Below are 21583 nucleotides of genomic sequence, written 5' to 3' on the forward strand. Positions count from 1 at the left end.
AGGAATCTCCCAGGATGATCGCCCCCGCGCACGCGTTTTCCTCCACTTATGCGCAGGCCCGCGCACGGTTCCTCGATGCGGCGGCCGCGGCCGGCCTCGCGGTGGAGTCGCACCCGCATCCGCTGCCGGGCCGCGAAGGCGAGGCACTGGCGATGGACGTGGTGCGCGACGGGCCGGCCGATGCGCACCGCCTGCTCATCCTGAGCAGCGCCTGCCACGGCGTGGAAGGCCATTGCGGCAGCGGGGTGCAGGTGTTCGCGCTGCACGACGCGGCGTGGCGCGCGCGGGCCCGGGATGCGGGGCTGGCGGTGCTCTACATCCACGGGCTGAATCCGCACGGCTTCTCGCACACGCGCCGCGCAACGCACGAGAACGTGGACCTGAACCGCAATTTCCAGGACTTCGGCCGACCTCTGCCGGTCAACGGGGCCTACCGCGATGTCGCGCCGCTGTTGCTGCCGGCGCAGTGGCCTCCGTCGCCGGAGAACGAGCGTGCCGTGGCCGCGTTCATCGCCGAGCGCGGCGAAGCGGCCTGGCAGGCGGCCATCACCGCGGGGCAGCACGAGTTCCCGCAGGGGATGTTCTTCGGCGGCACCGGGCCCACCTGGAGCCACCTCACCCTGCGACGCGTGCTGCGCATGCACGGCGCGGCCGCGCGGCACATCGGCTGGATCGACCTGCACACGGGCCTCGGGCCGGGCGGCCATGGCGAGCGCATCTACGCCGGCCGCAACGATGCCGCCGCCATCGCGCGTGCGCGGGCCTGGTGGGGCGGAGGCGGCGCGACGCCGGTCACGTCGATCTACGACGGCTCGGCGAGCTCCGCCTTCCTCACCGGACTCATGTGGAACAGCGTGTACGAAGAGTGCCCGCAGGCCGAAATGACCGGCATCGCGCTCGAATACGGCACCGTGCCCATCCTGGAGGTGCTGCAGGCCCTGCGCGCCGACCACTGGCTGCACCTGCACCCCGAGGCGCCCTCCGGCCAGGCGGAGGCGATCCGGCAGCAGGTGCTGGCCGCGTTCTACACCGACACGCCGGCGTGGAAGGCGCGTATTGTCGAGCAGGCGCGCGAGGCGCTGCTGCAGGCCGCCGACGGCCTGGCCGGCCGGCCCTGACGGCTGCGCGGCCCTGTCCCGCGGGATGGGCGAAAGGCACGGCCTACAGCGATTTTCGTCACCCGCCTTCCGCAGCGTGGCGCGTGCCCCCTGGTTTTTTCGCGAATTCTTGCAAACAATGTCGAGACACCAACCACATCGGCAGTGACCGGGGCGGGAGAGGGCGCTCCGGAAGACCACACGGCCGTTCACCGTGAAGGGAGGAGCACCCATGGAAGGGCAAGCAACAGGCCGCTGGACGATGGCGCGGCGTTTGATGGCGATCAACGCGCTCATCTTCGTGCTGCTGGCGGTCGCGGCCGTCTCGATCTGGACCATGATGGAGCGGCTCAGCCACGATGCCGAGGTGGTCCGCGCCTACAACGTTCCGCAGTTGCAGCGCATCGCTGAGCTGGAGCTGAACGTCACGCGGGTCTCTCTGCAGCTACGGCACGCCATCCTCTCGCGCACGCCCGAGGAACTCAACGCCACCCTGGCCGACATCGCGGCAAAGCGTGCCCTGCTGCAGAAGACGCTGAAGGATTTCGGCGACAACATGATCTCCGACGACGGCCGCCAGGCCTATGCCCCGATCCCGGCCCTGATGGACGAGTTCTGGGCCACCGGCACCGACAACATCCAGCTCATCCAGGCCGGCCGCAAGGATGAGGCGTTCGCCATGCTGGTGGACCGCACGATCCCCGCGCGCAACCGCCTGCTGGCGCCGCTCGGGAAGGAAAAGGAGCGCCAGGGCGAACGCCTGTCCGAGCGCATCAATGATGTGCAGGAACTGGCCAAGACCGACCGCAACCTCGCCACGATCGCGGTGCTGATCGTGGTGGCCTGTCTCGCCGGGCTGAGCTGGTACCTGCGGTCCGTGGTGCGCCAGCTGGGTGCGGACCCGCCCGACCTCAAGCGGGTGGCCCTGGCCGTGGCGGGGGGCAACCTGGCCGTGGACGTGCCGGTGCGCGCGCGGGACGGCGCCAGCGTGATGGCCGGCCTGGGCTCGATGCGCGATCGGCTCGCGGCCGTGGTGACCACCGTGCGGTCCAGTTCGGAAAGCGTGTCTTCCGCCAGCCGCGAGATCGCGGCGGGCAACCACGACCTGTCGGCCCGCACCGAGCGGCAGGCCTCCGCGCTGGAGCAGACCGCCGCATCCATGGAAGAGCTCGGTTCGACCGTGCGCCGCAACGCCGACAGCGCGCGCCGCGCCAACGAACTGGCCCAGGCCGCCTCCAGCGTGGCGGCCGATGGCGGCACCGTCGTCGCGCAGGTGGTGGACACCATGAAGGAAATCCAGGACAGCAGCCGGCAGATCGGCGACATCATCGGCGTGATCGACGGCATCGCCTTCCAGACCAACATCCTCGCGCTGAACGCGGCCGTGGAAGCCGCGCGCGCCGGCGAGCAGGGCCGCGGATTCGCCGTGGTGGCGGCCGAGGTGCGCACCCTCGCGCAGCGCAGCGCCACGGCGGCCAAGGAAATCAAGGAGCTCATCACCGGCAGCGTCGAGCGCGTGGGCCGCGGCAGCGAACTCGTGGACCGGGCGGGGGCCACCATGACGGAAGTCGTCGCCTCGATCCGCCGTGCCACCGACCTCATGGGCGAGATCAGCGCCTCCAGCGCCGAGCAGAGCCAGGGCGTGGACCAGATCGCCGAAGCCATCACCCACGTGGACCAGGCCACGCAGCAGAACGCCGCACTGGTGGAGCAGATGGCCGCGGCGGCCAGCAGCCTGAGCACCCAGGCGGCCGAACTGGTGCGTGCCGTGGAGGTGTTCCAGCTGGGGCGTGCACCGGCCGTGGCGCCGCACCACGCACCGCCCGCCGGGCCGCCGGCCGCCTCCCCCCGGGCCGCGCCCCGCAGCCCGGTGGCAGCGCCGGCCCCTTCCGCTGCGCGGGCGGTGCATCCGCCACGGTCCGTGCCGTCCCTGCCCGGCCGGACGGCGGGCAAGCCGCCGGCCGCCTCGGCCCCTCCGGCGCCCGCTGCCCGGCCGTCCCCGGCCGCCAGCCCCGCTGCGGGTGGCGCGGACGACTGGGAGATGTTCTGACAGAGGCGTCTAAGATATCCACTCCATCCACCCGGAGACACGCTTTCCCATGTCCGACCTGAACGCTGCTTTCGAAGCCGCCGTGGCCCAGTCCAAGAACCTCAGCGAGCGCCCCGACAACCCGACGCTGCTCAAGATCTACGCACTCTACAAGCAGGCCACCGCGGGCGACAACGCGGAAGCCCGCCCCGGCTTTTCCGACGTCGTGGGCCGCGCCAAGTGGGACGCCTGGACCAAGCTCAAGGGCACGGACGGCGATGCCGCGAAGCAGCAGTACATCGACCTGATCGAATCCCTGGGCTGACCGGCGCCGCGCGGCGTCCGTCCCGCGTCAATCGGCGGCCGGCGGGGGCGCGGCGCCGCGGGACGCCGGCAGCGCGGCGCGCAGCTCCCGCAGCCGCTCGTCCGGCGGCAGCGCGGCCAGCCGGCGCACGGCCTGGTAGAACCGCGGCCAGTCGCCCCCTTCCCTCCGGAACAGCGCCTCGAAGGCGGGCACGAGGTCGTCATAGGCTGCCTGCGCGCCGAAGGCCGCATTGTTGGCTTCGGCCACCCAGCGGTCGTAGCCCGCGATCTGCGCGGGCTGAGTGCCCTGCGCCAGCCAGCCGGCACGCAGTTCGGCGTACCGGGCGCGGAATTGCTCCATCGCCTCGCGCTTGTGCTCCTGCAGCCCGGGCTGGCTCCCTTCCCCGGCAGACCGTGCATACAGCTCCGCCAGCCGCTCGCGCGTGTCCCGGGCCAGCGACCGGAACGCCGTGCGCCGTTCCTCGCCCAGCGCGTATTCGGCCCGGGCCTGCGGCGTGGCCCGCTCGGCGAGCCAGCGGGCCACGCCGAGCCGCTCCACCGCCGTGGCGAACGATTCGTTGAACATCGTGTCGCCGTTGGCATACACCACCTGGTGGGCCAGTTCGTGGAACAGCAGTCGCACGAAATCCCCCTCGGGCCAGCCGATGAAGGTATTGAGCAGCGGATCCCCGCCCAGCCAGTTGGTGTAGCCCAGCGTGGAATAGGCGGGCACGCCGTACACGGCCGTCTCCAGCCCGCCTGCGGCGAGGCGCGCGGCCTCCGCCCGTGCGTCGCCTTCCGCGAAGTAGCCCCGGTAGCCGATGCAGCCGGTGATCGGAAAGCACCAGGTGTGCAGCGTGAGCGAATCGGGCGGCGCGGCCACCACGTTCCAGACGGCGGCGCGGCGGCCAAGGTCGGCATAGCGGCGGTAGCTGGCGTTGTCGGGCAGGTGCAGTTCCTTGACCGCGAACGCACGCGCCTGCTGCGCGAGCTCCAGCCGGGCCCGCAGCGGCGCGGCGGTGCCGGGCCGCGCGATCCAGTCGTCCACCGGTTCCGCAGCGCGCATGATCTGCAGGTGGCCGCGCACCGATTGCCAGTAGTAGCCCAGCGTGTCGCCGGTATGGGCGCAGCCCGCGAGCAGGGCGCCTGCGAGGCCGGCGGCCGCGAGGCGCGCAGTGCGGGCAGGGGAGGGGGGCAGGGAAGTCATGGGGCGAAGAGGCGGGCGAAACGGATGTGAAACGGTCCGCAGGAGCACGGTGGAGTGTACGGAGCGGCGGCCGGTTCCCGGCGGCGGCTCCCTAGAATGGCGCCATGCCCCACGATCCCCTTGCGCCCGCTGCCGAACCGGCGCCCACCGTGGCCGCCGCCCCCGCGTTGCCCGAAGGGCTGTTCGCGGATGGCCCGGCCGAGCCTGCCCGCTGCTTCTGGTGCCGCGCCACGCCGCTCTACCGCCACTACCATGACCATGAATGGGGCTTTCCGGTCAGCGACGACCGGCGCCTGTTCGAAAAGCTCTGCCTGGAGGGCTTCCAGGCCGGCCTGAGCTGGATCACCATCCTCAACAAGCGCGAAGCCTTCCGCGCGGGGTTCGCGAACTTCGATGCCGAGCGCATGGCGGATTTCGACGAGGCTGACGTGGCGCGCCTGCTGGCCGACCCGGGCATCGTGCGCCACCGCGGCAAGATCGAGTCGGCCATCCGCAATGCGCGCCGCGTGCTGGAGTTGCGGCGTGAATTCGGCACCCTGGCGCACTACGTGTGGCGCTTCGCCCCGGCCGCGGCCGAGGGGCGCCCCGAACGGCTCACGCTGGCGGCCGCGAAGGCGCTCACCACCGCGCCGGCCGCCATGGCCCTGTCCAAGGACCTGAAGAAGCGCGGCTTCGGCTTCGTCGGGCCGACCACGATGTACGCCTTCATGCAGGCCATGGGCCTGGTCAACGACCACATCGAGGGCTGCGCCACGCGCGAGGCGGCCCAGGCCGCGCGCGCTGCTTTCCAGGTGCCCGGGCCCGTGCGCTGAACGGCCCCGCGCACAAAAAAGCCCTCGCGCAGGAGGGCTTCGGGGCGCAGGGGCGGCCGCACGGGGCGCCGCCGCGGCAAAAAGGGGGCTCAGCCGCCCTTCTTGGAGCGCTTGCCGGGGTTCTTCTTGCTGCGCGTGGCGACGCCGCGCTCCAGGCTCACGCGCTGGCCGCGGCCGCCCGTGGGCAGGGACATGCCGGGCAGCGGCTTCGGTTGGGGGGTGCGCTTGCGGTCGGCTTCGGTAACGATCTTGTTGCCCATGGTGTGAGACTCCTGCTGGAACGTGCTGTGAAAACCCTCTATTAAGCCATAGACGGGCCGCAGGGCGTTCTGGCGGCCGGGTTTGTAAGACAGTTGCCATTGACGCTCGCCGGGGGCGGTCCAACAATCCTCCCCATGAATCCCCTGCTGCGCGCCCTGGAAGAGCGGCTGGCCGTGTCGCCGGTCGGGCTCGCACTGGAGCTGCCCGGGGGGGAGCGGCTGGGCGTGCGCGATGCGCGCGTGGTGCTGCGCTTCCGCGACGCGATGGCGCTCGCCGCCCTTGCGCGGGGCAAGGTGGGCGACGTGGGCGCCGCCATCGTGGAGGGCCGCGTGGCCATGGAAGGGCGCGTGCGCGACCTCATGGCCGCGGCCGGCGCCCTGCTGCGGGGCGATCCGGCGCACGGGTCGTCCCACTGGGGCGCCGCGCTGGCGCACCGGATCCGCTCCTACCGCCTGCACACGCTGGGCCGGGACGCGCGGCAGATCCAGTTCCACTACGACCTTTCCGACCGCTTCTACGCGCTGTGGCTCGATCCGCGCCGCGTGTATTCCTGCGCCTACTACCGCGACGCCGACATGCCGCTCGCCCGGGCGCAGGAGGCCAAGCTGGACCACATCTGCCGCAAGCTGCGCCTCGCGCCCGGCGACCGCTTCCTGGACATCGGCGCGGGCTGGGGCGGGCTGCTGCTCTGGGCCGCGGAGCACTATGGCGTGGAAGGCACCGGCATCACGCTCTCGCGCAACCAGCATGCGCACGTGGCGCGGCTCATCGAGGAGAAGGGCCTGTCGGGCCGGGTGCGCATGCTGCTGTGCGACTACCGCGACCTGCCGCGCACCGCACAGCGGCCGTTCGACAAGATCGCCTCCGTGGGCATGTTCGAGCACGTGGGGCGCGCGCGCCTGCCGGAGTATTTCGCCTGCGTGCACGGCCTGCTGCGCCCCGGCGGGCTGCTGCTCAACCACGGCATCACCGCGGGCGGCGTGGACAATGACCAGCTCGGTGCCGGCATGGGCGACTTCATCGAGAAATACATCTTTCCCGGCGGCGAGCTGGTGCACGTGGGCGCCGTGCTGCACGACATGGCCGGTGCCGGCCTGGAGATGGTCGATACCGAGAACCTGCGCCCGCACTATGCGCGCACGCTCTGGGCCTGGTCGGATGCGCTGGAGGAGCGCCTGGCCGAGGCCGAGGCCATCCTGTCGGAAGAGGCCGGGGCCGATCGCGGCGCCAGGGCGCTGCGCGCCTACCGCCTCTACCTGGCCGGCAGCGCCATGGGATTCGAGCGCGGATGGATGGCGCTGCACCAGATGCTCGCCATCCGGCCCGACGGCCGCACCGATTCCGGCCCCATGCCGGGCGCGCAATCCGGCTACCCTTTCCAGCGCGGCTACATGTACGAGGGCCTGCCACCAGCCTCCTGAATCGGCTCCGTTTTTTTACCTGTCCCCTTCCCGATCCATGCTCTACAAATTCAAGTCCCGCGCCACGGCCGACATCATCATGCTGCAGCCCCACGGCCGCCAGATCCTGCAGGCGATCGGCAAGTCCCCCGACGATGCGCACGGCATCATCACGGCCGAGCAGATCCCCGCGGCCATCCAGGCGCTGGAGGCCGCGGTGGCCGCCGACGAGGCCCGCCGCGCCGAGGGCGCAGAGGAGCAGGACGATGCGGCCGCCGAGGGCCGCGAGGAGCGCGGTAATCCGGCCGAGGCGGTGCGCCTGCGCCAGCGCGCGGCTCCCTTCATCGACATGCTGCGCCGCAGCGCCGCCGAGGGCCGCGAGGTCACCTGGTAGCAGCGCCGCGGCTCAGTCCACCTTGGCGCCCGAGGCCTGCACCACGCGGGCCCACTTGGCGTGCTCGGCCTGGATGTGCCGCGCGAACTCGGCCGGCGTGTTGCCGCCGGGAATGGCGCCCTGCGCCAGCATGCGCTCCTTCACCGCGGGCGATGCCAGTGCCTTGGCGGTTTCCTGCTGGATGCGGTTCACGATGTCGGCGGGCGTGCCCGCCGGGGCCAGCAGGCCGAACCACGAACTGGCCTCGTAGCCCTTGAGCGCCGGGCCGCCGGCCTCTTCCACGGTGGGCACGTCCGGCAGCGCAGGCGAGCGGGTCGCGCTGGTCACCGCCAGTGCCTTGAGCTTGCCCGCCTTGATCTGGGCCATGGAAGAGGGCAGGTTGTCGAACATCACGTCCATGTTGCCGCCCACCATGTCCAGCAGGGCCGGGCCCGAGCCGCGGTAGGGCATGTGCAGCATGTAGGTGCCGGTCATGCTCTTGAACAGCTCGCCCGCGAGGTGGATGGAGGTGCCGTTGCCGCTGGAGGCCATGTTGAGCTGGCCCGGGTGGGCCTTGGCGTAGCGGATGAAGTCCTGCACGCTCGAGATGCCCTGCGCGCGCGCCTTCTCGGCGTTGACTTCCATCACGTTCGGCACCGCGGCCACCAGCGTGATCGGCACGAAGTCCTTGATGGGGTCGTAGGGCAGCTTGCCGTAGAGCGCGCGGTTGATGCCGTGCGTGCCCACGGTGCCCATGAGCAGGGTGTAGCCGTCGGCCGGCGACTTGGCGACGATCTCCGCGCCGATGTTGCCGCCCGCGCCCGCGCGGTTGTCCACCACGAACTGCTGCCCGAAGGCGCGGCTCAGTTCGGGTGCGACGGCCCGCGCGAGGATGTCGGTGGTGCCGCCCGGGGCGAAGGGCACGACGATGCGCACGGGCTTGGACGGCCACGTGTCGGCGCGCGCGGGCGATTGCCAGGCCGCGAGCGCGGCGCCCGTGAGCAGCGCGCAGCCCAGGGCAATGGTGCGGCGGCGGCGCACGGCGGTGTCCTGCACGGCGGCAGCGGCATGGGCGCGTGGGCGGCGGGAGGGCGATGCATCGGCGGGCAGGGGCATGGGGGAGAGTCTTTCGGGGAACCGTGGATCGGAAGCCCCGCCGTGCGGGGCCATATGCCCCCGTTGTAGGCGGGCCCGCGGCGCCATGGCAGATGGATAACCCGTAGCGCCGTGGAACGCATGCGTGCCGCGCGCTCCACCGCCTTCGCGGGCCCCAATGGAAAACGCCCCGGGGCTGGCAGCCACGGGGCGTCGGGGGGACGGACGGCCGGCCCGGTGGGCCGCTTCCGTCAGTCCGCGTAGGTGCCGGCGGCCTTGATGATGGGCCCCCACTTGTTGATCTCGGCCTGCACGAACTTCTTGTGCTCGGCCGGCTCGATGCGCTGGTCGGAAGCCACCACGGCGCCCAGGCCTTCCTGCTTCTTGATGAAGTCGGGGTCCTTCAGGGCGGCCTTGAGGGCTTCGTTGAGCTTGGCGACCACTTCGGCGGGCGTGCCCTTGGGCGCATAGAGGCCGTGCCAGATGGTGACCTGGAAGTCCTTCACGCCGGACTCGGCCAGCGTGGGCAGGTCCTTGAGCGAGGGCGTGGTCAGGCGCTTGGCCGTGGTGACGGCATAGGCCTTGACCTTCTTGGCCTCGATCTGCGAGGTGGTGTTGGTCGTCTGGTCGCACAGCAGATCGATCTGGCCGCCGATCAGGTCGGTGATGGCGGGGGCCGTGCCCTTGTAGGCCACGGTGGTCATCTCGACCTTGAGCGCGTTCTGGTAGAGCAGGCCGCACAGGTGCGAGGCGGCGCCCAGGCCGGCGTGGCCCAGGTTGATCTTGCCCTTGTTCTGTTCGATCCAGGTCGCGAGTTCCTTGTAGTTGTTGGCGGGCAGCGAGGGGCGGCCGATGAGCGTCATGGGCACGTCGTTCACGATGCCCAGGTACTCGAAGTCGGTGGCCACGTTGAACGGCAGCTTGCGGTAGAGCGCCGGCATCGTGGCCATGGCGATGTGGTTGAGCAGCAGGGTGTAGCCATCGGGGTTGGCGCGTGCCACCTTGGCGGTGCCGATGCTGCTGCCGGCGCCTGCGGCGTTGTCGATCACCACGCTCACCCCGCCCAGCGGCTTGCGCATGGCCTCGGCCAGGTCGCGTGCCACGCGGTCGGTGGGACCGCCGGCCGCGAAGGGCACGACGATGGTCACCGTCTTGTCCTTGGAGGGGAAGGCTTGCTGCGCCTGGACGCCGAAAGCGGCGGCTGCGGCAGCGGCCAGCAGGGCGGTCTTGAACAGTGATTTCATGGTGCTCCTTACGTGAAGAGGCGCCATGATAGTCACGGGCTTTCGGGCCTACATCAAGGTAATCACTGAGGCGCGGGGATGCAGGGTTTTCAATTTTTTTGCGCTGTATCCATTGACCTGCAATGTTTTATTGCTATGGAAATGTGAGTGTAAGCCCCGTGCAATCCACCTGTGGCATGCGCCCGCCGGCGCCGTCCGGGGTCACCGGTAGCTGCGCGCATCCTCGATCACGCGGCCATCGTTGGGCAGGCTGCCCGGCGGCAGCATCTCCACCTCGGCGCGCAGCTTGGTGACATCGCGCACCGCGGCCGCCAGCTGGTCGGCCAGCCCGCCGGCGGTCTCCGACGTCTCCACGCGCAGCACCAGGGTGTCGCTGGCCATCTCTCCGGCCACGACGAGGCGCGCGCGCCCCACCTGCGGGAAGCGCCGGGCCACCTCGGCCACCTGGCCGGGGTGCACGAACATGCCGCGCACCTTGGTGGTCTGGTCGGCCCGGCCCATCCAGCCGCGGATGCGGCGGTTCGTGCGGCCGGTGGGGCAGGGGCCGGGCAGCACGGCCGACAGATCGCCCGTGCCGAAGCGCACCAGGGGGTAGTCGGGATTGAGGGTGGTCACCACCACCTCGCCCACCTCGCCGTCGGGCACCGGATCTCCGGTGCCGGGGCGCACGATCTCCACGATCACATCCTCGCCCAACACCAGGCCCTCGCGGGCGCGCGTCTCGTAGGCGATCAGGCCCAGGTCGGCCGTGGCATAGCACTGGTAGGCCGCGACGCCGCGCTCCGCGAACCAGTCGCGCAGCGAGGGCGGCAGCGCCTCGCCCGACACCAGCGCCTTGCCCAGGTGCGGCAGCGCGGTGCCCGTCTCCGCCGCTTTCTCCAGCAGGATGCGCAGGAAGCTCGGCGTGCCGATATAGCCCGCGGGGCGCAGCTCGGCCATGGCCTGCACCTGCTGCTCCGTCTGCCCCGTGCCGCCCGCGAACACCGTGCAGCCCACGGCCTGCGCGCCGCCTTCCATCATCGCGCCAGCGGGCACGAAGTGGTAGCTGAAGCAGTTGTGCACCAGCTCGCCCGGCCGGAACCCCGCGGCATGGATCGCACGCGCCATGCGCCAGTAATCAGCCCGGCGCCCCTCGGGCTCGTAGAGCGTGCCCGGGCTGGCGAACACCCGCGGCATCGCCGGCCCGAACGCCAGTGCGCTGAACCCCCCGAACGGGTTCGCGGCCCGGCCCGCCTGCTGCCGCTCCAGCAGCTCGTGCTTGCGCGTCACCGGCAGCGCGGCCAGCGCATCCCGGCTGGCCACGGCCCGCGGATCCACCCCCGCCAGGATCTCGCCGAAAGCCGCCGTGGCCGACCGCGCATGCGCCACCTGCGCCGGCAGCGCCGCCATCAGCGCAGCCTCGCGCTCCTCGGGCGCGCGGGTTTCGAGGGCGTCGTAGGAATCCATCATGCTCATGCCTTCATCCATGCGGTTGTGCATCCATCGTCATACGCAGCGGCGCCGCCATTCGGCGTGTGCCCCCGCTTTTTCCCTTGCCACGGCCCTGGAACCCCTGCAGCGCCACCTATCGAGAGGCCGCGGAGCAGGCCATGCCAGCAGACGCCGCGGAACGGGCTTCGCCCGGCCGCTGGCGTCGTCCCCCTGCCCGCCGTGCGCAACACGGCGAGAGCGGGGGGAAGCGGCGCAGCCGCGCAGGGGGGTGTTCTCATGCAAGCCAGCGCTTGCGCCGCTTGTAGCTCTTCGCATCCTTGAAACTCTTGCGCTCCCCACCGCCCATGCCCAGGTAGAACTCCTTCACGTCCTCGTTGCTCGCGAGGTCGCGGGCCGCGCCGTCCATCACCACGCGGCCGCTTTCGAGGATGTAGCCGTAGTCGGCGTATTTCAGGGCCATGTGCGTGTTCTGCTCGGCCAGCAGGAAAGTGACCTTCTCGCGGGTGTTGAGGTCGCGCACGATGTGGAAGACCTCGTCCACGATCTGCGGCGCCAGGCCCATCGAGGGCTCGTCGAGCAGCACCATGCGCGGGTTGGCCATGAGCGCGCGGCCGATGGCGCACATCTGCTGCTCGCCGCCCGAGGTATAGGCCGCCTGGCTCGTGCGCCGCGTCTTCAGCCGCGGGAAATAGGCATACACCTTCTCCAGGTTCGCCGCGATCTCGCCGCGGTCGCGCCGCGTGTAGGCGCCCGTGAGCAGGTTCTCCTCGATCGTGAGGTGGGCAAAACAGTGGCGGCCCTCCATCACCTGCACCACGCCACGGTCCACCAGCGCAGCGGGCGAGAGCTTTTCGATGCGCTCGCCGCGCAGCTCGATGCTGCCCTTCGTGACCTCCCCGCGCTCGCCCGCGAGCAGGTTGGACACCGCGCGCAGCGTCGTCGTCTTGCCCGCGCCATTGCCCCCCAGCAGGGCCACGATGGCGCCCTCGGGCACGGAAAGCGACACGCCCTTGAGCACGAGGATCACGTGGTGGTAGATCACCTCGATGCCGTTGACGACGAGCAGCGGTTCACTGGCGGATGGCGGGGCTGTGGTCATGGCTGGCTCCATGGGCATGATGTGGGTGGTCCGTGCGGTTCGGGGCTGGCGCATCGGTGTTGGAAAACGAGGCCTCGGCCACGGGGTACGAGAGACACCGAGGAAGGGCCGCTCCGCACCGAGGGTGTCGTCCCCCTTCCCGGACCGCGCAGCGGGCCGAGAGAAGGGGCTGAGTGCCGCGGCTCCAAGCCTGCCTGCGCAGGCTTGGACGTGCTCGAAGGGCAGTCGCCTCTGGCGGCAGCGCGGAGCGGCGCAGCCGCTCAGGGGGCGTTACCCGCAAGTCCTGGGTTTGATGTTCTTGTCCTTCGCATACTTCGCCGCGTACTCCTTCACCAGCGGATCGATGTGCGTCTTGTCGGCCTGGTACCAGTCGGACTGGATGTTCCACTTGCCGCCGTCCCACTGCACGATGCGCGCCCAGTCGGTGCCCATGTGGTTCTGGCAGGAGGTCTTCACGGGCCGCATGATCTCGCCGAAACCCAGGGCCTTGAGCCTGTCGGCCGTGAGGTCCAGGTTCTCGAAGCCCCAGCGCACCTGCTCGGGCGTGAGCACCTTGCCCTTGCCGTACTTCTCCTGCGCGGCGCGGATCGCCTCCACCTGCAGCATGGAGATCATCATTCCGCGCGTGTGCGCCAGCGTGCCCACGCCCGTGGGCGCGCCCGTGCCCTGGCCCTTGTCGTAGACGAACTTCTTCAGGTCGTCGTGCACCTTGTCCTTCGCGGCGCTGTTGTGGATGGTGATGGCGTTGTAGCCCTTGGCGCCCGCGCCGATGTCCTTCACGTCGTGGTCCGAGCCGGCCCACCAGATGCCGTAGATCTTCTCGCGCGGGTAGCCGCTGGCCTGCGCCTCGCGGATGCCGGCGGGCGTCATCACGCCGGCCGACCAGAACAGCACGTAGTCGGGCTTCTGCTGGCGGATCTGCAGCCAGGTGGATTTCTGCTCCACGCCGGGCGGCGTGACGGGGAAGGTGCTGAGCGTGAAGCCGTCGGCCTCGGCGCGCTTTTGCAGCAGCGGGATCGGCTCCTTGCCGTAGGGGCTGTCGTGATAGACCAGCGCGATCTTCTTGCCCTTGAGGCTGCCGTTTTCCTTCTTGGCGATGTCCTGCAGCATCACGTCGGCGGCGGTCCAGTAGGTGCCCAGCAGCGGGAAGTTCCATTCGAACACCGTGCCGTCGGCCGATTGCGAGAGGCCGTAGCCCGGGGTCTCGACGGGGATCTTGTCCACGAAGGCCTTGTCGGTCACCGCGAAGGTGATGCCGGTGGATTGCGTGTCGAAGCCGGAGGCGCCGCCGCCCTTGCCCTTCAGGCGCTCGTAGCACTCCACGCCCTTGGCCGCGTCGTAGGCGGTCTCGCATTCCTCGAACGAGAGCTTGACGCCGTTCACGCCGCCGTCGCGGGCGTTCACGAGCTTGAGGTAGTCCTGCTTGCCATCCGCCCAAGGGATCCCGAGCGGCGCGAACTGCCCGGTGCGGTAGACGAGCAGCGGCACGAACTGCTCGCCCGCGGCCTGCGCCTGCGCCAGCGGCGCGGTGGCGAGCGCGGAGAGGCCGGCCGCGAGAGCGGCGGCGATCGTGGCGATCTTCCTGGGTTGCATGGCATGTCTCCTTGGGTGTGTGGCACTCGGATGGTGCGTTGGGGAAAACGGTGGGTGCGGCGACGCCGGTCAGTGCGGGAACGGCCAGATGCGCAGCTTCTGCCGCGCGGTGGACCACAGCCGCGCGAGGCCGTGCGGCTCGACGATGAGGAAGAACACGATCAGCGCGCCGAAGATCATGTGCTCCAGGTGCGTGGCCGTGCCGGTGGACAGCGGCAGCCCCAGCCAGTGGGGCACGTAGTTCAGCAGCAGCGGCAGCAGCACGATGAAGGCCGCGCCGAAGAAGCTGCCGGCGATGGAGCCCAGCCCGCCGATGATCACCATGAACAGCAGCTGGAACGAGCGGTCGATGCCGAAGGCCGCGGGCTCCCACGAGCCCAGGTGCACGAAGCCCCAGAGGCCGCCGGCCACGCCGACGATGAAGCTGCTCACCGCGAACGCGCTGAGCTTGGCGTACACCGGGCGGATGCCGATCACGGCCGCGGCTACGTCCATGTCGCGCATGGCCATCCACTCGCGGCCCACGGCGCCGCGCACCAGGTTCTTGGCGAGCAGCGCGAACACGGCGACGAACCCCAGGCACAGCAGGTACTTCTGCACCGGCGTCTCGATGCCGAAGCCCAGGATCTGCAGGTGGCCCACGCTGACCGAACCCGACGACGAATCGTTGGTGACCCACTTCACGCGGTTGGTGAACCAGTCGGTGAAGAACTGCGCGGCGAGCGTCGCCACCGCCAGGTAGAGCCCGCGGATGCGCAGGCTCGGGATGCCGAACAGCACGCCGAATACCGTGGCGCAGAGCCCGCCGCCCAGCAGCGCGAGCAGCAGCGGCATGCCCTCGATGCGCACCTGCAGGTTGTAGGCCGCGTAGGCGCCCACGGCCATGAAGGCGCCCGTGCCCAGCGAGATCTGCCCGCAGTAGCCCACGAGGATGTTGAGCCCGATCGCCGCGAGCGACAGGATCAGGAACGGCACGGCGACGGCGCGGAAGAAGTAGTCGCTGCCCACCAGCGGCACGCCGACGAAGGCCACCGCCAGCAGGGCGAGTAGGGCCCAGCGGTCCTGGGCGATGGGGAACAGCGCCAGGTCGGCCTGGTAGCTGGTCTTGAACTGGCCGTTTTCGCGGTAGAACATGTTGCCTGGCTCCTTCTACCGGTTACACGCGGTCGATGATCTTGTCGCCGAACAGGCCCTGCGGCCGGATCAGCAGGAAGCCCAGCGCGAGCACGTAGGCGAACCAGTTCTCGATGCCGCCGCCGAGGAACGGCCCGAGGTAGATCTCGGACACCTTCTCGCCCACGCCGATCAGCAGGCCGCCCACGATGGCGCCGGGCACGGAGGTGAGGCCGCCGAGGATCACCACCGGGAAGGCCTTGAGCGCCACGAGCGAGATGGAGAACTGCACGCCCAGCTTGCTGCCCCAGATGATGCCGGCCACGAGCGCGACGATGCCGCCCACCGACCACACGATCACCCAGATGCGCGAGAGCGGGATGCCGATGGACTGCGCGGCCTGGTGGTCGTCGGCCACGGCGCGCAGCGCGCGGCCGGTGCGCGTCTTCTGGAAAAAGAGCGAGAGCAGCGCCACGAGCGCGGCGGCCACCACGGCGGCGTAGAGGTCCTCCCTGGAGAGCAGCAGGCCGCCCTCGAAGACGTTCTCCAGCACGATCATCGGGTCCTTGGGCATGCCCACGTCGATCTTGTAGGTGCTGCTGCCGAAGATGAGCTGGCCCGCGCCGTCGAGGAAGTAGGTGATGCCCAGCGTGGCCATCAGCAGCGCGATCGGCTCCTGGTTCACGAGGTGGCGCAGCGCCAGCCGCTCCACCAGCCAGGCCACGCCCACCATGCACGCCACCGCCGCGCAGAAGGCCAGCACGTTCGCCAGCAGCAGGCTGTCGAAGCCCAGCCAGCGCGGCAGCCATTCCGCGAAGCGCGCCATCGCGAGCGCCGCGAACAGCACCATCGCGCCCTGCGCGAAATTGAACACGCCCGAGGCCTTGAAGATCAGCACGAACCCCAGCGCCACGAGCGCGTAGAGCATGCCGGCCATCAGGCCGCCGAACACCGTTTCGAGAAAGAAACCCATGGCGTATGCCTCCGATGTCCTGCGTGTCTAGTGGCCTGCGCCGAGATAGGCGCGGATCACGTCTTCGTTGTTGCGCACGGCCTCGGGCGTGCCGTCGCCGATCTTCTTGCCGTAATCGAGCACCACGACGCGGTCGGAGATGTCCATCACCACGCCCATGTCGTGCTCGATCAGCACGATGGTGGTGCCGAATTCGTCGTTCACGTCGAGGATGAAGCGGCACATGTCCTGCTTTTCCTCCACGTTCATGCCGGCCATGGGCTCGTCGAGCAGCAGCACCTGCGGCTCCATGGCCAGGGCCCGGCCCAGGTCCACGCGCTTTTGCAGGCCGTAGGGCAGCTGGCCCACGGGTGCCTTGCGCCAGGCCTGGATCTCCAGAAAGTCGATGATGCGCTCGACCACTTCGCGGTGGCGGATCTCCTCGGCCACCGCCGGGCCGATGCGCAGCGCCTGCATCAGCAGGTTGCTTCTGATCTTCAGGTTGCGGCCCGACATGATGTTGTCGAGCACGCTCATGCCCTTGAAGAGCGCCAGGTTCTGGAAGGTGCGCGCCACGCCCATCTCGGCCACCTGGCGGCTGTTCATGTGGGCGAAGGTCTTGCCGCGGAAGGTGATGGAGCCTTCCTGCGGCGCATAGACGCCGTTGATGCAGTTGAGCATCGAGCTCTTGCCGGCGCCGTTCGGGCCGATGATGGAGCGGATCTCGTGCTCGCGCACGTCGAACGAGATGTCGGTGAGCGCCTTCACCCCGCCAAAGCGCAGGCTGATGTTGCGCACGTCGAGGATCACGTCGCCGGTCTTCTTGTGGGGAGTGGTCATGGCGTTGTACGTTGTGCTGCGGCGCGGGTTCAGGCGGCCTGCCGCACGGGCGGGAAGGTCTTCGCGTCCTCGATGCGCAGCGTGGCGCTTACGCGGCCCGTGCGCCCGTCCTCGAACTTCACCTGCGTCTCGATGAACTGCTCGGCGCGGCCCGCGTAGAGCGCATCGACCAGCACGCCGTATTTGTCGGCGATGAAGCCGCGGCGGACCTTGTTGGTGCGCGTGAGTTCGCCGTCGTCGGCGTCCAGCTCCTTGTGCAGCACCAGGAAGCGGGCGACCTGGCTGCCCGCGAGCAGGCCGTCGGCCGCGAGGTCGGCGTTCACCTTCTCCACGCAGTCGCGGATCAGCGCCAGCACCTCGGGCTTGGCGGCGAGGTCGGTGTAGCCCGCGTACGGCAGGTTCTGCCGCTCGGCCCAGTTGCCCACCGCCTCGAAATCGATGTTGATCAGCGCACAGACCTTGTCGCGGCCGTTGCCGAGCGCCACGGCCTCCTTGATGTGCGGGAAGAACTTGAGCTTGTTCTCCACGTACTTGGGTGCGAACATCGCCCCGTCGTGCGCGCCGCCCGCGAGGCGGCCCACGTCCTTCACGCGGTCGATGATCTTGAGCTGGCCGCTCGCGTCGAGAAAGCCCGCATCGCTCGTGCGGTACCAGCCGTCCGGCGTGAGTACTTCGGCCGTCGCTTCGGGGTTCTTGTAGTAGCCGCGCAGCAGGCCCGCGGATTTCACGAGGATCTCGCCGTTGCCGTCCACCTTGATCTCCACGCCGCGGATCGGCACGCCCACGGTGTCGGCATGCACCGCGTCGTCGGGCTGCAGGCACACGAACACCGCCGTCTCGGTGGAGCCGTAGAGCTGCTTGAGGTTGATGCCGATCGAACGGTAGAACGTGAACAGGTCCGGCCCGATCGCCTCGCCGGCCGTGTAGGCCACGCGCACCCGCGAGAAGCCCAGCGTGTTGCGCAGCGGGCCGTAGACCAGCAGATCGCCTGCCGCGTAACGCAGCCGGTCCCACCAGCCCACCGCCTGCCCGCTCTGCAGCGCCGGGCCCACGCGGCGCGCGTGCGCCATGCAGGTGCGGTACAGCCAGCGCTTGAAGGCGCCCGCGTCTTCCATGCGGATCGTCACGCTCGTGAGCAGGCCTTCGAAGATGCGCGGCGGCGCGAAATAGTAGGTGGGCCCGATCTCCTTGAGGTCGATCGACACCGTGGCGGCCGACTCGGGGCAGTTCACCACGTAGCCGCAGGCCAGCCACTGCGCATAGCTGAAGATGTTCTGCCCGATCCAGGCGGGCGGCAGGTAGGCGAGCACGTCCTCGGCGGCGGTGAGCCGGTCGAATTCGGCACCGGCCGTGGCGCGGTCCAGCAGCGTGGCATGCGTGTGCACCACGCCCTTGGGGTTGCCCGTGGTGCCGGAAGTGAAGAACATCGCGGCCACGTCATCGGGCTGCACGGATCCGGCGCGCGCGGCGAGCCAGCCCGGCGCGGTGCCGGCGATGCGCGCGCCGTCTTCCAGCAGCGCATCGATCGATTGCAGGCCCGGCTCGGCGTAGTTGCGCAGGCCGCGCGGATCGTCGTAGAAGATGCCGGCGATGGCGGGGCACTGCGCGCGGATCTCCAGCAGCTTGTCCACCTGCTCCTGGTCCTCCACCACGCAGAAGCGCACCTCGGCATTGTTCAGCGGATAGACGCATTCGGCCGCCACGGCGTCCTGGTAGAGCGGCACGGGGATGGCGCCCAGCGACTGCGCCGCGAGCATCGTGGCGTAGAGCCGCGGGCGGTTCGCGCCGATCACCACCAGGTGCTCGCCGCGCGCCAGGCCCGCGGCGTCCAGGCCCGCGGCCAGCTGCTCCACCAGCTGCGCCAGGCGCGCCCAGGTGGTGGTCTGCCAGATGCCGTATTCCTTCTCGCGCAACGCGGCGGCCTGGGGGCGTTCGGCCGCGTGGCGCAACAGCAGTCGGGGAAAGGTATCGCTCATGCCGGGTTCCTGCCGATGGGTGGAGGAAGCGGGAGGGGGCGGAGCCTGTCGCCAGGCGCGCCATCCGCGGGAATGCAACGGATGGTAGGAACCGCTTTGACGCCATCCTGTCTTGCCGACGACAATTTCGGGGAAACTCCTGACGGGTGTAACCCTGCGTGCCGCCCTGCCGGCCCCCGCGCGGAGCCGGCCATGCCCGGGCGGTATCCTCGCGCCATGTACGCCCCGTTCTTCGGCCTCGAGCACGCGCCGTTTTCCATCGCCCCCGACCCGCGCTACCTGTTCATGAGCGACCGCCACCGCGAGGCGCTCGCCCACCTGCTCTACGGGCTGGAGGCCGGCGGCGGCTTCGTGCTGCTCACCGGCGAGATCGGCACCGGCAAGACCACCGTGTGCCGCTGCTTCCTGGAGCAGATCCCGGCCTACTGCAACGTGGCCTACGTGTTCAACCCCAAGCTCACCGTGGGCGAGCTGCTGCGCTCCATCTGCGACGAGTTCGGCGTGGCGCACGCACCCGCCGTGCCCGGCGCGGAGACCGTCAAGGACTGCCTGGACCCGCTCAACGCCTTCCTGCTGCGCGAGCACGCCGCGGGGCGCAACAACGTGCTCATCATCGACGAGGCCCAGAGCCTCGCGCCCGAGGTGCTGGAGCAACTGCGCCTGCTCACCAACCTGGAGACCAGCGAGCGCAAGCTGCTGCAGATCGTGCTCATCGGCCAGCCCGAGCTGCGCGCCATGGTGGCCGACCCGGCGCTGGAGCAGTTGGCGCAGCGCGTGATCGCGCGCTACCACCTGGATGCGCTCACGCCCGAGGAAACCCGCCAGTACATCGCGCACCGCATGGCGGTGGCGGGCCTGAAAGGGCCCCTGCCGTTCACCGCGGGCGCGCTGGTGCGCATCCACCAGCGCGCCCGGGGCATCCCGCGGCGCATCAACCTGCTGTGCGACCGCGCGCTGCTGGGGGCCTATGCCGGCGGCCTGCACGCGGTGGACGAGGCCATCGTGGAGCGGGCGGCGGCGGAGGTGTTCGGCCCCGGGGGCGCAGGCCCGGCACCCACGGCCCGCCGGCCGCGCTGGGCCGCCGCGGGCGCCGGAGCGCTGGCGGGCGCCGCGGCCATCGCCGCCGCGGGCTGGGGCCTGGGATGGGGGCCGGCCTCCCGCCCATCCCCTGGATCATCGGCGGCGCCGCATGCACCGGGAGCCGTGGCAGCAGCGGTGGCGCCGGCGCCGCTGCCGGCCATGGCCGCATCGGCCGCCAGCGCGCCGGCGGCCCCGCAACCCGTGCATTCGGTCCTGCAGGATTTCCTGGCCGCACAGCCCTCCGGCGAGGACGCCGCCTGGCGTGCGCTGGCCGCCGCCTGGGGCGTGAAGGGCGGGCTGGAAAGTGGCGACGCCTGCGACGCCCTGCAGCGCCAGGGCCTGCGCTGCTACCGCCAGCGGCGCGCCAGCCTGGCCCTGGTGCGCCAGCTGGACCGGCCCGGCTGGCTGACCCTCTATCCGTCCGCGGATGCGCCGGTCTCCGTGCTCCTGGCGGGCTTCGATCCCGTGCGGCAGACGGCGCTGCTGGAAGGGGCGGGCGGCCGGCGCCTGGAGGTGACCGCGGCGGACCTCGCCCAGGCCTGGCGCGGTGAATTCGCGACCCTGTGGCGCGCGCCCGCGGAATGGCCCGCCGGCGGGCGGATGGAGTCCGGCCCTCCCCAGGCCCAGGCCTGGCTGGATGCCCAGCTCGCGCGCGCCGGCGCCGGCGCTTCCCCGGCGGCCCGACAGCCGGCGGCCACCGCCGCGCAGCGCCGCGCCCGCATCTACCGCTTCCAGGTGGCCCAGGGCCTGGTGCCCGATGGCGTGGCCGGCCCGCTCACGCTCATGCTGCTCAACCGCGCCGCGGGCGTGGACGAGCCCCGCCTGAAGACTTCCTGACCCGGAACCCTTTCCCGTATGTCCTACATCCTCGATGCCCTGCGGCGCGCCGAAGCCGAGCGCGGCCGCGGCGCCATTCCCGGCCTGCACACGCCCGGCCCGTCCCCGGTCCCGGGGCCCACGCCCCCGCCGCCCGGTGGCGCGCGCCGCGCTCCGTTGGCCCTGGCTGCTGCCCTGCTGTTCGCCGCCGGCGCTGCCGCCCTGGCCTGGTGGGCCGCGTCCTCGCGGGCGTTGCCCGCCGGTCCGGTGGCCAGCACCGGCACCGCGGCGCCCGCGGTCGCCGTGGCACCGGCGGAGCGTACCGCGCCGGTGCAGGCGCCGCCTGCCATTCCCGTCCCGCCATCCACGGTGACTGCGACACCTGCACCTGCACCTGCACCTGCAGTGCATCGCGCTCCTCCTCCGGCAACACACAGGGCCCCCGCGTCGGCACCCGCGCCGGCACAGGCCTCGGCGCGTCTGGCTTCGGCCCCCGCCCCGGTCGCACCCGCCGCACCCGCGCGGCACGAAACGACCCCTGCCGCGCGTGCTCCGGCTCCCGCGGTGGTGGCCCTGCGGGATCTGCCGGACAGCGTGCGCGCCCAGTTCCCCGCGCTGCAGGTCAGCGGAGTCACGTACTCGTCCAATCCCCTCTACCGCATGGCCATCGTCAACGGACAGGTGCTGCACGAGGGCGATACGGCCGCGCAGGGCGTGGTGCTGGAGGTGATCGAGCCCGAGCGCGTGGTGTGGAAGTTCCGTGACCAGCGAATCGCCCAGCCAGCGAGATAGCGCGTGCTATAGCGGCATTTGGGATTGGTTCCCCATTTATTGTTAATTTGTGTAATCCATTGTGTGGAAT

At 70.6% G+C, this 21583-nt stretch carries 19 protein-coding genes; 8 read left to right on the top strand and 11 right to left on the bottom strand.

The annotated features are described in order from the left end of the window. Window positions 1-14 precede the first annotated feature (14 nt). The 3 genes from ACAV_RS03340 (at window position 15) to ACAV_RS03350 (ending at window position 3451) form a co-directional block, all read left to right on the top strand. Window positions 15-1118 carry a M14 family metallopeptidase gene (locus ACAV_RS03340; RefSeq protein ID WP_013593165.1) on the top strand — a complete coding sequence of 368 codons (1104 nt, stop codon included), beginning with the start codon at window positions 15-17 and terminating at the stop codon, window positions 1116-1118. A 211-nt stretch (window positions 1119-1329) separates the two neighbouring features. Continuing rightward, window positions 1330-3147, top strand: a complete 1818-nt coding sequence (locus ACAV_RS03345; protein ID WP_013593166.1) for a methyl-accepting chemotaxis protein — start codon at window positions 1330-1332, stop codon at window positions 3145-3147. Between the two features lie 49 nt (window positions 3148-3196). Further along, window positions 3197-3451, top strand: a complete 255-nt coding sequence (locus ACAV_RS03350) for an acyl-CoA-binding protein (protein WP_013593167.1) — start codon at window positions 3197-3199, stop codon at window positions 3449-3451. Between the two features lie 27 nt (window positions 3452-3478). On the opposite strand, the gene ACAV_RS03355 is transcribed toward ACAV_RS03350, so the two are convergent. Next, entirely contained in the window at window positions 3479-4636 is a 1158-nt protein-coding gene (locus tag ACAV_RS03355) for an aminopeptidase (protein ID WP_013593168.1), read from the bottom strand. 104 nt (window positions 4637-4740) lie between these two features. Here ACAV_RS03355 and ACAV_RS03360 point away from each other — a divergent pair, with 104 nt between their 5' ends. Continuing rightward, window positions 4741-5448: a DNA-3-methyladenine glycosylase I gene (locus ACAV_RS03360; RefSeq protein ID WP_013593169.1), complete on the top strand. Its 708-nt coding sequence runs from the start codon at window positions 4741-4743 to the stop codon at window positions 5446-5448. An 89-nt stretch (window positions 5449-5537) separates the two neighbouring features. Here the strand turns inward: ACAV_RS03360 and ACAV_RS24885 are convergent, their stop codons facing one another. Further along, window positions 5538-5708: a hypothetical protein gene (locus ACAV_RS24885; RefSeq protein WP_011793934.1), complete on the bottom strand. Its 171-nt coding sequence runs from the start codon at window positions 5706-5708 to the stop codon at window positions 5538-5540. Window positions 5709-5843: 135 nt separating this feature from the next. Between ACAV_RS24885 and ACAV_RS03365 the strand changes: the two genes are divergently transcribed. Both ACAV_RS03365 and ACAV_RS03370 read left to right on the top strand, forming a co-directional pair. Further along, complete coding sequence (locus ACAV_RS03365; RefSeq protein WP_013593170.1) at window positions 5844-7130, top strand: class I SAM-dependent methyltransferase; 1287 nt, start codon at window positions 5844-5846, stop codon at window positions 7128-7130. Between the two features lie 37 nt (window positions 7131-7167). Further along, window positions 7168-7503 carry a DUF1840 domain-containing protein gene (locus tag ACAV_RS03370; protein ID WP_013593171.1) on the top strand — a complete coding sequence of 112 codons (336 nt, stop codon included), beginning with the start codon at window positions 7168-7170 and terminating at the stop codon, window positions 7501-7503. A 12-nt stretch (window positions 7504-7515) separates the two neighbouring features. Here ACAV_RS03370 and ACAV_RS03375 read toward each other — a convergent pair whose 3' ends face one another. The 9 genes from ACAV_RS03375 to ACAV_RS03415 form a co-directional block, all read right to left on the bottom strand. Then, entirely contained in the window at window positions 7516-8598 is a 1083-nt protein-coding gene (locus ACAV_RS03375; RefSeq protein WP_013593172.1) for a Bug family tripartite tricarboxylate transporter substrate binding protein, read from the bottom strand. A gap of 230 nt (window positions 8599-8828) precedes the next feature. Beyond that, a complete protein-coding gene (locus ACAV_RS03380) occupies window positions 8829-9821 on the bottom strand; it encodes a tripartite tricarboxylate transporter substrate-binding protein (RefSeq protein WP_013593173.1) in 993 nt (330 codons plus the stop codon). A 201-nt stretch (window positions 9822-10022) separates the two neighbouring features. After that, on the bottom strand, window positions 10023-11270 hold the full coding sequence (locus ACAV_RS03385; protein ID WP_041828939.1) for a phenylacetate--CoA ligase family protein: 1248 nt from the start codon (window positions 11268-11270) through the stop codon (window positions 10023-10025). 256 nt (window positions 11271-11526) lie between these two features. Beyond that, entirely contained in the window at window positions 11527-12351 is an 825-nt protein-coding gene (locus ACAV_RS03390) for an ABC transporter ATP-binding protein (protein WP_013593175.1), read from the bottom strand. Window positions 12352-12621: 270 nt separating this feature from the next. Further along, the gene (locus ACAV_RS03395) at window positions 12622-13944 is read right to left on the bottom strand and encodes an ABC transporter substrate-binding protein (protein ID WP_013593176.1); all 1323 of its coding nucleotides are present in this window, start codon (window positions 13942-13944) and stop codon (window positions 12622-12624) included. Between the two features lie 69 nt (window positions 13945-14013). Further along, window positions 14014-15078, bottom strand: coding sequence for a branched-chain amino acid ABC transporter permease (locus ACAV_RS03400; RefSeq protein WP_013593177.1), 1065 nt, complete (start codon window positions 15076-15078; stop codon window positions 14014-14016). Between the two features lie 22 nt (window positions 15079-15100). Further along, window positions 15101-16030, bottom strand: coding sequence for a branched-chain amino acid ABC transporter permease (locus ACAV_RS03405; protein ID WP_013593178.1), 930 nt, complete (start codon window positions 16028-16030; stop codon window positions 15101-15103). Window positions 16031-16057: 27 nt separating this feature from the next. Further along, window positions 16058-16849 carry an ABC transporter ATP-binding protein gene (locus ACAV_RS03410; protein ID WP_013593179.1) on the bottom strand — a complete coding sequence of 264 codons (792 nt, stop codon included), beginning with the start codon at window positions 16847-16849 and terminating at the stop codon, window positions 16058-16060. Between the two features lie 29 nt (window positions 16850-16878). Then, window positions 16879-18825, bottom strand: a complete 1947-nt coding sequence (locus tag ACAV_RS03415; RefSeq protein ID WP_013593180.1) for an AMP-dependent synthetase/ligase — start codon at window positions 18823-18825, stop codon at window positions 16879-16881. Between the two features lie 216 nt (window positions 18826-19041). On the opposite strand from ACAV_RS03415, the gene ACAV_RS03420 reads away from it, so the two are divergent. Both ACAV_RS03420 and ACAV_RS03425 read left to right on the top strand, forming a co-directional pair. Then, window positions 19042-20742 carry an ExeA family protein gene (locus ACAV_RS03420; protein ID WP_041828545.1) on the top strand — a complete coding sequence of 567 codons (1701 nt, stop codon included), beginning with the start codon at window positions 19042-19044 and terminating at the stop codon, window positions 20740-20742. An 18-nt stretch (window positions 20743-20760) separates the two neighbouring features. Then, window positions 20761-21513, top strand: a complete 753-nt coding sequence (locus tag ACAV_RS03425; RefSeq protein WP_013593182.1) for a general secretion pathway protein GspB — start codon at window positions 20761-20763, stop codon at window positions 21511-21513. Window positions 21514-21583: the final 70 nt, after the last annotated feature.

This window comes from Paracidovorax avenae ATCC 19860, assembly GCF_000176855.2.
GTDB lineage: Bacteria > Pseudomonadota > Gammaproteobacteria > Burkholderiales > Burkholderiaceae_C > Paracidovorax > Paracidovorax avenae.

What these genes read in the sequence shown, in the direction of transcription:
- ACAV_RS03340 (WP_013593165.1), top strand. Translation starts at nt 15, where the DNA reads ATGATCGCCCCCGCGCACGCGTTTTCCTCCACTTATGCGCAGGCCCGC.
- ACAV_RS03345 (WP_013593166.1), top strand. Translation starts at nt 1,330, where the DNA reads ATGGAAGGGCAAGCAACAGGCCGCTGGACGATGGCGCGGCGTTTGATG.
- ACAV_RS03350 (WP_013593167.1), top strand. Translation starts at nt 3,197, where the DNA reads ATGTCCGACCTGAACGCTGCTTTCGAAGCCGCCGTGGCCCAGTCCAAG.
- ACAV_RS03355 (WP_013593168.1), bottom strand. Translation starts at nt 4,636, where the DNA reads ATGACTTCCCTGCCCCCCTCCCCTGCCCGCACTGCGCGCCTCGCGGCC.
- ACAV_RS03360 (WP_013593169.1), top strand. Translation starts at nt 4,741, where the DNA reads ATGCCCCACGATCCCCTTGCGCCCGCTGCCGAACCGGCGCCCACCGTG.
- ACAV_RS24885 (WP_011793934.1), bottom strand. Translation starts at nt 5,708, where the DNA reads ATGGGCAACAAGATCGTTACCGAAGCCGACCGCAAGCGCACCCCCCAA.
- ACAV_RS03365 (WP_013593170.1), top strand. Translation starts at nt 5,844, where the DNA reads ATGAATCCCCTGCTGCGCGCCCTGGAAGAGCGGCTGGCCGTGTCGCCG.
- ACAV_RS03370 (WP_013593171.1), top strand. Translation starts at nt 7,168, where the DNA reads ATGCTCTACAAATTCAAGTCCCGCGCCACGGCCGACATCATCATGCTG.
- ACAV_RS03375 (WP_013593172.1), bottom strand. Translation starts at nt 8,598, where the DNA reads ATGCCCCTGCCCGCCGATGCATCGCCCTCCCGCCGCCCACGCGCCCAT.
- ACAV_RS03380 (WP_013593173.1), bottom strand. Translation starts at nt 9,821, where the DNA reads ATGAAATCACTGTTCAAGACCGCCCTGCTGGCCGCTGCCGCAGCCGCC.
- ACAV_RS03385 (WP_041828939.1), bottom strand. Translation starts at nt 11,270, where the DNA reads ATGATGGATTCCTACGACGCCCTCGAAACCCGCGCGCCCGAGGAGCGC.
- ACAV_RS03390 (WP_013593175.1), bottom strand. Translation starts at nt 12,351, where the DNA reads ATGACCACAGCCCCGCCATCCGCCAGTGAACCGCTGCTCGTCGTCAAC.
- ACAV_RS03395 (WP_013593176.1), bottom strand. Translation starts at nt 13,944, where the DNA reads ATGCAACCCAGGAAGATCGCCACGATCGCCGCCGCTCTCGCGGCCGGC.
- ACAV_RS03400 (WP_013593177.1), bottom strand. Translation starts at nt 15,078, where the DNA reads ATGTTCTACCGCGAAAACGGCCAGTTCAAGACCAGCTACCAGGCCGAC.
- ACAV_RS03405 (WP_013593178.1), bottom strand. Translation starts at nt 16,030, where the DNA reads ATGGGTTTCTTTCTCGAAACGGTGTTCGGCGGCCTGATGGCCGGCATG.
- ACAV_RS03410 (WP_013593179.1), bottom strand. Translation starts at nt 16,849, where the DNA reads ATGACCACTCCCCACAAGAAGACCGGCGACGTGATCCTCGACGTGCGC.
- ACAV_RS03415 (WP_013593180.1), bottom strand. Translation starts at nt 18,825, where the DNA reads ATGAGCGATACCTTTCCCCGACTGCTGTTGCGCCACGCGGCCGAACGC.
- ACAV_RS03420 (WP_041828545.1), top strand. Translation starts at nt 19,042, where the DNA reads ATGTACGCCCCGTTCTTCGGCCTCGAGCACGCGCCGTTTTCCATCGCC.
- ACAV_RS03425 (WP_013593182.1), top strand. Translation starts at nt 20,761, where the DNA reads ATGTCCTACATCCTCGATGCCCTGCGGCGCGCCGAAGCCGAGCGCGGC.